10 protein-coding genes are annotated in these 13,218 nt (G+C 67.0%); 7 read left to right on the top strand and 3 right to left on the bottom strand.

Annotated features, from left to right (window positions below):
• Positions 1–149: 149 nt before the first annotated feature.
• The 3 genes from YS110_08575 to YS110_08585 form a co-directional block, all read right to left on the bottom strand.
• A complete protein-coding gene (locus YS110_08575) occupies positions 150–752 on the bottom strand; it encodes a TIGR00645 family protein (GenBank protein ID UJB64794.1) in 603 nt (200 codons plus the stop codon).
• A 201-nt stretch (positions 753–953) separates the two neighbouring features.
• Positions 954–2,753, bottom strand: coding sequence for a HAMP domain-containing protein (locus YS110_08580; GenBank protein UJB64795.1), 1,800 nt, complete (start codon positions 2,751–2,753; stop codon positions 954–956).
• Positions 2,754–3,006: 253 nt separating this feature from the next.
• Positions 3,007–4,650 (bottom strand): HAMP domain-containing protein, encoded by a 1,644-nt coding sequence (locus tag YS110_08585; GenBank protein ID UJB64796.1) that lies wholly within the window; start codon positions 4,648–4,650, stop codon positions 3,007–3,009.
• A gap of 143 nt (positions 4,651–4,793) precedes the next feature.
• Between YS110_08585 and YS110_08590 the strand changes: the two genes are divergently transcribed.
• The 7 genes from YS110_08590 (at position 4,794) to YS110_08620 (ending at position 13,190) form a co-directional block, all read left to right on the top strand.
• Complete coding sequence (locus YS110_08590; GenBank protein UJB64797.1) at positions 4,794–5,669, top strand: PHP domain-containing protein; 876 nt, start codon at positions 4,794–4,796, stop codon at positions 5,667–5,669.
• A gap of 4 nt (positions 5,670–5,673) precedes the next feature.
• The gene (locus YS110_08595; GenBank protein UJB64798.1) at positions 5,674–6,309 is read left to right on the top strand and encodes a threonylcarbamoyl-AMP synthase; all 636 of its coding nucleotides are present in this window, start codon (positions 5,674–5,676) and stop codon (positions 6,307–6,309) included.
• A 47-nt stretch (positions 6,310–6,356) separates the two neighbouring features.
• Positions 6,357–7,025, top strand: a complete 669-nt coding sequence (locus YS110_08600; GenBank protein UJB64799.1) for a site-2 protease family protein — start codon at positions 6,357–6,359, stop codon at positions 7,023–7,025.
• 20 nt (positions 7,026–7,045) lie between these two features.
• The gene (locus YS110_08605; GenBank protein ID UJB64800.1) at positions 7,046–8,335 is read left to right on the top strand and encodes a tryptophan--tRNA ligase; all 1,290 of its coding nucleotides are present in this window, start codon (positions 7,046–7,048) and stop codon (positions 8,333–8,335) included.
• Between the two features lie 81 nt (positions 8,336–8,416).
• Positions 8,417–9,127: a response regulator transcription factor gene (locus tag YS110_08610; protein UJB64801.1), complete on the top strand. Its 711-nt coding sequence runs from the start codon at positions 8,417–8,419 to the stop codon at positions 9,125–9,127.
• Positions 9,128–9,138: 11 nt separating this feature from the next.
• A complete protein-coding gene (locus YS110_08615; protein ID UJB64802.1) occupies positions 9,139–10,839 on the top strand; it encodes a FecR domain-containing protein in 1,701 nt (566 codons plus the stop codon).
• A 14-nt stretch (positions 10,840–10,853) separates the two neighbouring features.
• Complete coding sequence (locus YS110_08620; protein ID UJB64803.1) at positions 10,854–13,190, top strand: CHASE2 domain-containing protein; 2,337 nt, start codon at positions 10,854–10,856, stop codon at positions 13,188–13,190.
• Positions 13,191–13,218: the final 28 nt, after the last annotated feature.

Genomic DNA, 13,218 nt, shown 5'->3' on the forward strand with positions numbered 1-13,218 from the left:
TCGGCGCCTTCCCCCTCTCTCTACGCGCTACACGCTATGGGAGGGGGACGCAGCCAGTGCGGCGGGGCGGCCCTTGCACGGCTGCCCGCGCATGGGGCCGCGCCGGTTTCATGCGCTGTGGGCGGGACGCGCAGCGCAGATGGTGTGGCTCAGTGCTCTTGCGCGCCGTGCGCGGCGCTCAGGAGGCGGTCGGTCAGTGCGATGGCGAGCGCGCTCAGCAGGAAGGTGATGTGGATGATCGACTGCCACATCAGCACCTTGGTGTCGTAGTTGCCGGCGTTGATGAAGGTCTTGAGCAGGTGGATCGAGCTGATGCCGATGATTGCCGTGGCCAGCTTGACCTTGAGCACCGAGGCATTGACGTGGCTGAGCCACTCGGGCTGGTCGGGGTGGTCTTCCAGGTTCATGCGGCTGACGAAGGTCTCGTAGCCGCCGACGATGACCATGATGAGCAGGTTGGAGATCATGACCACGTCGATCAGCGCCAGCACGACGAGCATGATCACGGTTTCGTTCAGGCTGGTAATGGGGGCGTCGGCCTTGTAGCCGATGCTCGTCACCAGCGCCTGCAAGGCCTTCTCGCTGCCGAACACGGCCTCCAGCAGGTGGACCAGTTCCACCCAGAAATGGAACACGTACACCGCCTGGGCGGCGATCAGCCCCAGGTAGAGGGGCAGTTGCAGCCAGCGGCTGGCGAAGATCAGCGAAGGCAGGGTGCTCAGGGCCGAGCCACGACGGATGTTTTCTTTCATGGATGTGTGCGGGAAAAAGCCGGGCGCGAATTCTAGAAGAGCGCCCGCGAAGGCGCCCGGCCGTGTGCAGGCCCGGGCACCCAAAAAAACAGCCAAAATGCCCTCTAGCCCTTTTCCAGAAAGCGCTAGCAGCTATTGGAAGAAGAGCAAAAAGAACCGCTGCCGGTCACAGTGAAGGAACAGCGGCAGCGCACGAGGCGGTCAGAAGCTTTCCCATTCGTCCTCCGCCGCGGCATTGGGGCGCGGCGGCGGGGCCTTGGCGGGTGCGGCGGCCAGCCGCGGCGCGGCTGCCTTGGCCGGCGGCTTGCTTGCTGCCACCTGGCGCGGGGCGGCTGGTGCCTTGGGCGCGGCCACAGCGGGAGCCGGGGCACGCGGCACAGCGGGCGCCCGCGCAGGCGCGCGTGCAGGCGCACGCGCAGGTGTACGCACCGGTGCCGCGGCGCGCACGGCGGCGCCTGCCCCGACGTTGAAGACCGACACCACCTCCGCCAGGCGCCGGGCCTGGTCGTGCATGGCGGTGGCGGCGGCGCTGGACTCTTCCACCAGCGCGGCGTTCTGCTGCGTCATCTGGTCCAGGTTGGTCACCGCCTGGTTCACCTGGCCGATGCCGTCGCGCTGCTCGCTGGTCGATGCCGTGATCTCGGCGATCAGGTCGCTCACGCGGCGCACGCCCTGCACGATCTCCTCCATGCTCTGGCCGGCCTGGCCGACCTGCTGCGAGCCGGACTCGACGCTCTCCACGCTGGCCGTGATCAGGCCCTTGATCTCCTTGGCCGCCTCGGCGCTGCGCTGCGCCAGCGAACGCACCTCGCCCGCCACCACGGCGAAGCCCCGGCCCTGCTCGCCGGCGCGCGCCGCTTCCACGGCGGCGTTGAGCGCGAGGATGTTGGTCTGGAAGGCAATCGAGTCGATCACGCCGATGATGTCGGCGATCTTGCGGCTCGAATCGGTGATGTGCTGCATGCTGGAGACCACCTGGCCCACCACCTCGCCGCCGCGCTGCGCCGCCTGGGCGGCCTGGCCCGCCAGCAGGTTGGCCTGGCGCGCGGTTTCGGCCGACTGCGTCACCGTGGCCGTGAGTTCCTCCATGCTGGCGGCCGTTTCCTCCAGGTTGGCGGCGGTCTGCTCGGTGCGTGCCGACAGGTCGTGGTTGCCGGTGGCGATCTGGCTCGACGCGGCCGACACCGACTCCACGCCCGTGCGCACCTCGCCCACCACGGCGCGCAGGCGCGCGGCCATGGCCGAGAGCGAGCGCAGCAGGTGGCCCAGTTCGTCCTTGCGGTCGTCGTGGATGTCGGCGGTCAGGTCGCCCGCAGCGATCTGGTCGGCCAGCCCGACGGCGCGCTCCAGCGGCACGGTGACGCTGCGCACCGTGAGCCAGGCCAGCACCAGGCCCACCGCCAGGACCAGCATCGAAACGCCCATGCCGGTCCATTGCGCCACGGCGCGGGCCTGTGCGCCCTGCGCCTTGGCCTGGTCGCGCGCCTGCTGCTGGATCTCCACGAAGGCATCCTGCGCCGCGATGTACGTGGCAATGGCCGGGTTCAGGCGTTCCTGCACCAGGCGCTGCGCGCCCGCGAGGTCGCCATCGGCGCGCAGCTTCTGCCCCTCGGCGGTGAGCTTCAGCACCGCTGCGCGCTCGGCAGCGATGCGCTCCAGCCCTTGCTTGCCCGCATCCGAAACCGTGAGCTGCGTCACCTGCTTCTGGATCTCGGAAATGGCGGCGATGCCGGCCTTGACCTGGGCCTGCAGGCTTTCGGTCAGGCTGTCGTCGGTAGTGACGAGCCCGCTGACCAGCCGGTTGGCGGTCAATTCCGTCCCGCCCTTCCAGCGCAGCGCCAAGGTGATGCGGTCCTCGTTGAACTGCACGGTGCGGGCCGTCTCGTCATCGACGGAGACCACATACGACTGCATCCCGTACACCAGCCCCATCATCACGGCCATCAGGCCGATGACGATGGCCCACAGCTTGCGGCCCACGGAAATATGGTTGAAATTCATGTTGTTACCCAAGGGATTCTGAAGGGCCGCTGCACAGCGGACAGGCGGCATGGCGGCTGCGAAGTACAGCACGCCGGATGATTTTCCGGGCGAGGACTTTACTTTTCCTTACATGCCTTGGTAGAACACTCAACAACGCGGCGCAACCGCCCCGAAGGCAGGAGTCCGCCCCATACCATGCACGGCCGGGGCTGCGTGCCCCACGAAAAAGGCAGCCCGCGCTGCCTTTTCCGTCGTTATGCCCCATGGTGCGTCAGGCCGCACCGTGCGCCCCGGTGGCCGCCGCCAGCCGCGCCATCGGCCGGGCGCCAGCAAGCGCCGCCCGGGACACCGCCACGGGCGCCGAGGCCGCCGCCCCCACGTTGAACACGGCCACCGCTTCGGCCAGGCGCCCCGCCTGCTCGCGCATGGCCGCTGCCGCCGCGCTGGACTGCTCCACCAGCGCTGCGTTCTGCTGCGTCATCTGGTCGAGCTGCGTCACGGCCTGGCTGACCTGGGCGATGCCGTCGCGCTGTTCGCCACTGGAAGCGGTGATCTCGCCGATCAGGTCGCTCACGCGGCGCACGCTGGCCACGATGTCCTGCATGCTCTGCCCGGCCTGGGCCACCTGCGCCGATCCGTTCTCCACGCTCTGCACCGACTGGCCGATGAGCTGCTTGATCTCCTTGGCTGCCTCGGCGCTGCGTTGCGCCAGCGAACGCACCTCGCCCGCCACCACGGCGAAGCCCCGGCCCTGCTCGCCGGCGCGTGCCGCCTCCACGGCAGCGTTCAGCGCCAGGATGTTGGTCTGGAACGCGATGCCGTCGATCACGCCGATGATGTCGCCGATCCTGCGCGAGCTTTCGGTGATGTGCTGCATGCTGCTCACCACCTGCTCCACCACCACGCCGCCGTGCTCGGCCGCCTGTGCGGCATGGGACGCAAGCTGGTTGGCCTGGCGTGCGGTATCGGCGGACTGCGTCACCGTAGCGGTGAGCTGCTCCATGCTCGCGGCTGCCTGCTGCAGGTTCGCGGCCGTTTGCTCGGTGCGCGCCGACAGGTCCTGGTTGCCCGAGGCGATCTCCCCGGATGCCGCCGACACCGACTCCACGCCCGAGCGCACGTTGCCAACCACACCGCGCAGGCGCGCAGCCATGGCCGAAAGCGCGCGCAGCATGTGGCCGAACTCGTCCTTGCGCTCGCTGCGCAGGTCCTGCGTGAGATCGCCAGCGGCAATCGCGTCGATCAACCGGCCGGCCTGCTGCAAGGGTGTGGTGATGGAGCGCACCAGCCGCCAGGCCATGAAGAGGAACAGCGCCATCAGCAAGGCCGAGGCCACCAGCCCCTCGGCCATGTACCGCATGCGGCGCTCGGCGGCGACGGTGACGACCGTCTCGCGGCTTTTTTCCAGCGTGGCGACGAAGGCGTCCTGCGCCTGCAGGAAGCGCGCCACCTGCGGCGCCAGCTGCTCGTCGGCGAAGCGCTGGGTCTCCACCACATCCCCCTCGCCCTTGAGATCCCACGTCTTGGCCGTGGCCGCCTGCACGGCGCGGTGCTGGACCAGGACCTGGTCGAGCACGGCCTTTTCCCCGGGCGCGCTGGTGCGTGCCACGATGGCCTCCTGCATCTTGCCGATGGCCGTGTTCAGTTCCTTGACCTTGGCGTCGTACTGCTGCGCCAGCACCGCATCGGAAGTGACCGCGGCGCCCATCAGCATGCTGACCGTGGTTTCCGAATCGCCGCGCCAGCGCACGGACTGGGTAATGCGCGATTCGATGTCCATGACATCGTGCATGGCCTGCGCCATGGAACTGTTGGCGCGGTACTGCTGGAATCCAGCCACCACGAGCATCGCCAGCATGAGCAGCAGGAACATGCCCCATAGCTTGCGAAACACCGGAATATTGTCTAACTGCATGGCATCGAGTCTGAGTGAATCACTGGGTCTTTGGCCCTACGCGAAAGATACATTCAATTACCCACAATCCGGCGGGTGGAGGGCTGCGATTAAAGGAATTCACCTACGCTGCACCCTCTAGGACAAACCCGTAGAATGGATCGGTGACCTTTCCCCTGAACGCCGACCTCCATTGCCATTCCGTGGTTTCCGACGGGACGCTCACGCCCGAGGCCCTGGCCGCGCGGGCCCACGCCAACGGCGTGGATCTCTGGGCGCTGACCGACCACGACGAGATCGGTGGCCAGCACCGCGCAGCCCAGGCGGCACACAGCCTGGGCCTGGCCTATCTCACGGGGGTCGAGATTTCCGTGACCTTCATCGGCACCACCGTGCACATCGTCGGCCTGGGCTTCGACGCCGACGATGCGCAGCTGGCGCAGGGCCTGCGCGCCACGCGCGGCGGCCGGGGCGAACGCGCGCAGGAGATCGCCCAGCAGCTCGCCGCAGCAGGCATTGCCGGCGCCTACGAGGGCGCGCTGCGCTACGTGGGCAACCCCGAGCTGATCTCGCGCACGCATTTCGCCCGCTATCTCGTGGAAATCGGGGTGTGCCACGACACGCCGGAAGTCTTTCGCCGTTTCCTCACCGAAGGCCGGCCCGGGTACGTGCCGCACCGCTGGGCGGCGCTGGGCGACGCCGTGCGCTGGATCCGCGAAGCGGGCGGCCTGGCCGTGATCGCCCACCCGGCGCGCTACGGCTTCAGCCCCAATGAGGAATACGCGCTGTTCACCGAGTTCAAGCACCACGGCGGCCAGGGCGTGGAAGTGGTCACCGGCAGCCACACGAGCGCCGAGTACCTGACCTACGCGGCCGTGGCGCAGGAGTTCGGCCTGGCTGCGTCGCGTGGCAGCGACTTCCACAGCCCGGAGGAGTCGCGCACGGACCTCGGGGCCCTCCCGCCGCTGCCGTCCAGCCTGCAGCCCGTGTGGGAATTGCTGGCCGGCCGCATACTGCCCGCTCCGGCCCCCCGCTCCTAGTCCCATGGCCCAGTACTTCGAAGTCCACCCCGACAACCCGCAGCCGCGCCTGCTCAAGCAGGCAGCAGCGCTGCTGGGCCGGGGCGGCGTGCTGGCGGTGCCCACGGATTCCAGCTACGCCCTGGTGTGCCAGCTCGACGACAAGGCCGCCGTGGACCGGCTGCGGCGCATCCGCCAGGTGGACGAAAAGCACCACCTCACCGTGCTGTGCCGCGACCTGTCGGAGCTAGCCAGCTACGCCATCGTGGACAACCGCCAGTACCGCCTGCTCAAGCTGGCCACGCCCGGCGCCTACACCTTCATCCTCGACGCGACCAAGGAAGTGCCACGGCGCGTCAGCCATCCGCAGCGCAAGACCATCGGGCTGCGCGTGCCCACGCACAAAAGCCTGCAGACGCTGCTGGAACTGGTCGGCGCCCCCCTGCTGGCCACGACACTGATCCCCGCCGGGGAGACGGAGCCCCTGAACGACCCGCAGGACATCCGCGAACGCTACGAAAAGCAGCTCGACGGCATCGTGGATGCCGGCGCCTGCCCGCAAGCGCCGACCACGGTGCTGGATCTCGTTCCCATGGCCACGGGCGGCGAGCCCGTGGTGGTGCGCGAAGGCCGGGGCAGCCTGCAGGCCCTGGGCCTGTGACCCGCGTGGGCAGTGGGCCTGCCCGCTGCGTCTGACACAATCGCGCCGTGGACATCAACAATCTCATCCAGACCGTTCTCATCTACGCGCTGCCGGTGCTGTTCTCCATCACCGTGCACGAAGCGGCCCATGGCTACGCGGCGCGCCACTTCGGCGACAACACCGCCTACATGCTGGGGCGCTGCACGCTCAACCCGCTCAAGCACATCGACCCGGTCGGCACCATCCTGATGCCGCTGCTGCTGTACTTCGCCACCTCGGGCGCATTTCTGTTCGGCTACGCCAAGCCGGTTCCGGTGCAGTTCGGGCGGCTGCGCAACCCCAAGCGCGACATGGTGTGGGTGGCCCTGGCCGGCCCGGCATCGAACTTCGTGCAGGCCATCTTCTGGGCCCTCCTGTGGGTGCTCCTGCCAGGCCTGGGCGTGGAAGAGCCTTTCTTCGTCGAGATGGCGCAAGCCGGCGTGCTCGTCAACCTGGTGATGTGGGCTTTCAACCTGTTCCCGCTGCCGCCCCTCGATGGCGGACGCATCCTCGTCGGCCTGCTGCCCTGGAAACAGGCCCAGCTCGTGGCACGCATCGAGCCCTGGGGGTTCTTCATTGTCATGGGCCTGGTCATCGCCGGGGTCGTGGGCACGCTGTGGCTGCGCCCGCTGATGAGCCTGGGCTACGGTGTCATCCATCTCCTGATCACGCCCCTGGCTGCGCTGCTGCGCTAGGGTTTTTGCATTTCCCGCACATGAGCACCACCCGTTTTCTCACAGGCATCACGCCCTCCGGCGCCCCCCACCTGGGCAACTACGCGGGGATGATGCGCCCGGCCATCGAAGCCACGCGCACCCCGGCGGTCGAAAACTTCTACTTCCTGGCCGACTACCACGCGCTCATCAAATGCCAGGACCCGGGGCGCGTGCACCGCTCGACCCTGGAAATCGCGGCAAGCTGGCTGGCGGCGGGCCTGGACCCCGAGCGGGTCACGTTCTACCGGCAGTCCGATATTCCCGAAATTCCGGAACTGCACTGGCTGCTGTCCTGCGTCACCGGCAAGGGCCTTCTCAACCGCGCGCACGCCTACAAGGCCGCCCAGGACAAGAACCAGGAAGCCGGCCGCGAGCAGGACGAAGGCGTGACCGCGGGCCTGTTCATGTACCCCGTGCTCATGGGCGCTGACATCCTGCTGTTCAACGCCCACAAGGTGCCCGTGGGGCGCGACCAGATCCAGCACATCGAGATGGCGCGCGACATGGCCGCAAGCTTCAACCACCTCTATGGCGAGCACTTCGTGCTGCCCGAGGCCGCGGTGGACGACCAGGTGGCCACCCTGCCCGGGCTCGACGGCCGCAAGATGAGCAAGAGCTACGACAACACGATCGCCCTGTTCACGCCGCGCGAGCAGTTGCGCAAGCTGATCGGCGGCATCCTGACCGACTCGCGCGCGCCCGGCGAGCCCAAGGACACCGAGGGCTCCGCGCTGTTCCAGATCTACCAGGCGTTCGCCAGCGAGGAAGAAACCGCCGCGCTGCGCCGCGCCTATGCCAATGGCATCGCATGGGGCGACGCCAAGCAGATGCTGTTCGACCGTATCGACCGGGAGATCGCGCCGCTGCGCGAGCGCTACGACGATTTGCTGGCCCACCCCGAGCACGTCGAACACATCCTGCAGGCTGGCGCGGAGCGTGCGCGCAAGATCGCCACGCCCTTCATGCGCGCGCTGCGCGCCGCCGTGGGCTTGCGCAGCCTGGCCCAGAGCGCTGGCAGCGGCAAGCCTGCCGCCAAGGCGGCCAAGGCTACGCTTCCCGGCTTCAAGCAATACCGCGAGGCCGACGGCAAGTTCTATTTCAAGCTCGTGGCGGCCGATGGCCGCATGCTGCTGCAAAGCAAGGGGTTCGACGTGCCGAAGGACGCGGGCCAGGCCATTGCACGCCTGCAGCAGCAAGGGCTCGACGCAGCCATCAATCTGCTGGAGCCGCTGGAGCAGGAGGCCCGCGCCGAGGCTGCCGCTGCGCTGCAGGCCCTGGCAACGGCCTGACCAAAGATCAACATTTGTCAAACCACCTTGAGCTGCGAATGGGCCTGCGCATAGGATCACCCCCCAGAAAGGAGCGAATCTATGCGCATTGCTGCATTGGATGACGATGCGCTGCAACTGGAGCTGATCCAGCGTGCCACCGCAGCCATGGGCCACATGTGCCACACCTACCAAAGTGGGGCCACTTTGCTCAAGGCATTGCGCCGCGAGACCTTCGACCTGCTGGTCGTTGACTGGGAGCTTCCCGACATCCCGGGGCCGGAGATCGTCCGCTGGGTGCGCGAGAACCTGGGGACCGAGCTGCCGATCCTGTTCGTCACCCACCGCCGGGAGGAGCGCGACATCGTCGAGGGGCTGGGCAGCGGTGCCGACGACTTCATGGTCAAACCCGTGCGCGTTGGCGAGCTCACTGCACGCGTGACGGCACTGCTGCGCCGGGCCTACCCGGCTGCCACGCAGAGCGTGCTGGAGTTCGGGCGCTACCGGTTCGTTCCCGATGCGCATGCGCTGGAGGTTGACGGGCAGCGTGTGGAGCTGAAGAACCGGGAGTACGATCTGGCGCTGTTCCTGTTCCAGAACATGGGGCGCCTGCTGTCGCGCGACCACTTGCGCGAAATCATCTGGGGGCAGAATTCCGACGTGATGTCCCGCTCCCTGGACACGCACATTTCCCGTCTGCGTACACTGTTGGATCTGCGCCCTGCCAATGGCTTCATCGTTTCCGCCGTCTACGGCGTGGGTTATCGTTTTGAAGCCGTGGCACCCCTTCCGTCCAGCCCTGCACCGAACTGAACCGCTTCTCCATGTTTTGTCCCTCGCAGCCAGCCGCCGCCCCGTTCCACACCGCAATCCGTCTGGCACTGTGGGGAACGCTGGCCTGCGCCGCGACGGCGCACGCAGCCCCGCCCCTGGGCCTGCAAAGCATTGCCCATACCGTGGTGCTTGGCGACACACTCGAACGCCTGGCCTTGCACTATCTGGGTGATGCCCGGCGCTGGCATCTGCTGCAGACCAGCAACCGCGTTGCCGACCCCCGCCGCCTGCAGCCCGGCTCCGTGCTGCGCATCCCCACACGGCTGCTGCCGACAAGCAGCGCTACCGTGGAGTTCGTACACGGTTCCGTCACGCGCAAAACGCCAGATGGCACCGCCCTCGTGCAGCCGGGACAGGTATTGGAAGAAGGTGCGGCACTCGAGTCCGGCCAGGACTCTTTCGTCGCCGTGCGTTTGGCCGATGGCTCCGTCGTGCGCGTGCAAGCCCAGTCCGAGGTGCAATTGCAGCAACTGCGGCGCCGAGGCAGGGCCGGCAGCCTTCAGTCGGTGCTCGAGATGCACCGGGGCAGTGTCGAGACTTCGGTCCCCAACCAGGACAAGACGCCACGCTATCTTGAAATTCGCACGCCCTCGGCATCGACCAGCGTCCGCGGCACGCGCTTCGACGTGCGCCTGACGCCAGAAGGCAAGACCGCCACGGCCGTGGTCGAGGGGACCGTAGCCGTGCAAGCACGCGACGCCGGTCAAAGCTCTGCGGGTGCATTGCTCAAGCCGGGCCAGGGTGTCGCCGTGAGTGCGGAGGGCCAAGTCGGCACCCCGCGTGCGCTGTTGCCCATGCCCGATCTATCCGGCGTGCCTGAGGCCCTGCATGACGCCGCCTTGCTGAATCTGCCGCTGCCTGCCTTGGGCGAGGCCACCAAGTGGCAGGTGGAGATTGCGCAAGATCCACAGTTCACCCAGGTGCTGCGCCAAGGCAGTTTCAGTGCCCCCATGGCGACCTGGCCTGTATTGGCCGATGGTCTCTACCAGCTCCGTGTGCGCGGGGTGGATGCCGAAGGGATTCCAGGCTACGCCACCCAGCGCCCCTTGCGCATCAAGACACGGCCCATCCCGCCGCTGGCGCAGTCTCCCGCGCCAGGCGCCATCCTGGCACAAGACCAGGCCGAATTGCGTTGCACCGAGGTGCCTGGCGTGCGTTGGTACCACCTGCAAGTGGCCCGGGAAGAAGGATTCCAGGACGTGCAGGCGTCTGCAGAACGCCAGGACGAGTGCCGCCTGCCCTTGGCCGGGCTTGCCCTGGGCCGCTATTACTGGCGCGCGGCCAGCGTGCAGCAACTCGCCGACGGCTCGGCCGACCACGGCCCATTTTCGCCAGTTCAACCCTTCGCCATAGAAGCGCGCCCTGCCGCAGTGGATGCTCTGGCAGAGCAGGGAGGGGGCGCAAACCTGGCACTGCACTGGACTGCGCTGCCCGGACAAACATTCCGGCTGCTGCTCACACGGGATCCGGAAGGCACGCAAGGCGTTGCCGACGAAATCCTGGAGCACCCAGCCTGGTCTGCCCAGGGGCTGCCCCCTGGTACTTATTACGTGCGCATCCAGGTCAAGTCCGCTTCCGGTCTGCAAAGCGAATTCTCGCCACCACGAAAAATCAGCGTGAACCATTCGGTGCTTGACGGTTCCGGCCTGCCGTTGCGCACCCTGTCGGGTACGGCCATCCAAAGCCCCTGAGACAGCCCGCCACCATGCAGGCGCAACCCGCCAGCCGCCCTGTACGCCGTCTCGAATGGGGTGCACTCGCGGCGGTGCTGCTGGGTTTCGTATTGTGGTTCAGCGGCCCGGAGCACATGCCGCGTGTCAACCATTTGGTCCAGGACACGGTTTCCTGGCTCTATCCACGCCGCGCCAGCCCTGACATCGTCATCGTGTCCATCGACGCCCGCAGCATCCAGGCGATTGGACGCTGGCCATGGCGCCGCGCGCTGCATGCAGAACTGATCCATCGGATTTCGGCACAAGCGCCACGCGCTATCGGCATGGACATCCTGTTTGGCGAGGAAGACCTCGACTACCCCGGAGACGACCTGCTGCTGGCCCAGGCCATGCACAGCAGCGGGCGTGTCGTTCTCCCAGTCATCCGGCGTGAAGCCACTCCCGGTGGACGCCCGGGTACCGAACGCCCCTTCGCGCCATTCGTACAAGCGGCGGCGGAACTCGGCCACGTGCATGTACACATGGACAGCGACGGCGTCATGCGCAGCATTTACCGGCAAGAAGGCCCTGCGTCTGCTCCGTGGCCGCACCTGAGCCTGGCAATGGCCTGCGTTGCCGGTGCCGCCCAGCCAGCGTGCCAGCAAGATACCGCCGTGCCCCGTCGCGGCGCCTGGGTACGCAAGGACCCGCAAATCATCGCCTTCGCCAATGGCTCAGCCCCGTTCACCAGTTACTCCTACATCGACGTACTGCGTGGCCAAGTGCCTGCTGCCGCCTTTCGGGACAAATACGTACTCGTAGGGGCAACGGCACCTGGGCTGGGCGACCTGCTGCCAGCGCCCGTCGGCCTTCAGGTTCGCCACATGCCCAATGTGGAACTCGTGGCCCACATACTGAACAACGAGCTGACCCACGTGCGCATCCAGCCGGCCTCGGGCCTGGCCAACAGCGCCTTCAATCTGCTTCCCGTCGGGCTGGCCCTTTGGGCTCTCGCGGCGCTAGGGCCTTCCGCCGCGCTCATGGGCTGTATCGCCCTTGCCATTGCCATGCTGGCATTCGCCGGGCTCGCCCCCGGGATATGGGAGGTCATGCTGTCCCCAGCGGCAGGGCTTGCCGGTATCGCCATGGCATACCCTCTGTGGAGTTGGCGCCGCTTGAGTGCAGCGACCCGCTTCCTTGAGCTGGAAATGCAAACCCTGCGGCGCGAAGGCCTGCCCATTTCCCCTGCTGGCGACGGCCCGCATCGCGGCGACTTCCTGGAGCGCCGGATCAGAGCCGTGGAGCATGCCTCCGAACATCTGCGCAACCTGCACCATTTCGTGAGCACCAGCCTGCAGCAATTGCCGTCACCCACCTTTGTGTGCGATGCCCAGGGCTATGTACTGCTCGCCAACGCCGCCGCGGCCCATCATCTCGGGATCAAAATCCAGGACATCCACCGTGCCTTTCTGCCAACACTGCTGCGAACATTGGTCGCGGACGATAGCGGACAGCCTCTGCTGCAAGGGCCGCAAATCCAGGCAGGCACGCTTCCCCCGCAATCCGAAGGGCGCGACGCCGAGGGCCGCAGCATGCTGCTGCTGGCCAAACCATTCTCTGCCTCCCCTGCGCAAGGGTGGCTCATCACCCTGGTCGATTTGACGGACATGCGCCAGGCGCAAAAGCAGCGCGACCAAGCCATGCACTTCATCTCGCACGACATCCGGGCTCCCATCGGGTCCATCCTGACATTGCTGGAAATGCAGCGCGAATATCCTGGCCAGATGCCGGCATCCGAACTGATGGCACGCATAGAGCGCTACGCCCAGGCCTCCCTGGCCCTGGCCGAGAACTTCGTGCATTTGGCCAGCGCCAAGTACCATGCATACCAGTTCGCGCCGGTAGACCTCGCTGTGCTGCTTGAGGAAGCGGTGGACGATGCCTGGGCTGCCCTGCGCGAACACCAGCTCTCCATTGATATCGTGCTGAAGGAAGACCCGGCTTACTGCATGGGGGATCGGGCATTGCTGAGCCGTGCCATCACGAACATTCTGGGCAACGCCATCAAATTCAGCCCCAAAGGCAGCGAACTGCACTGCACGCTCTCCCTGCGTACGCAAAACTGGGTCCTCGCCGTGCGGGACCAAGGCCCTGGGATCAGTGCCAATGACCAGCAACGGCTGTTCCTTCCGTTTGAACGCATGCACAGCCACAGCCACCCTTCAGTCGCCGGAGCAGGCCTGGGCCTTGCCTTCGTGCATACGGTACTGCTGCGCCACGGAGGCAGCGTCGAGGTGGAAAGCCAAGAAGGACAGGGGGCGGAATTCAGGCTGGTGCTACCGCGCGCCGAGGTGGCGCACCCCGAAGACCCCACCGACACCGCAGGCTGACGGCCGTGCGTTTGGTCAGGCTGTCCCA

The organism is Acidovorax sp. YS12 (assembly GCA_021496925.1).
In the GTDB taxonomy this organism is placed as follows: Bacteria; Pseudomonadota; Gammaproteobacteria; order Burkholderiales; family Burkholderiaceae_C; genus Paenacidovorax.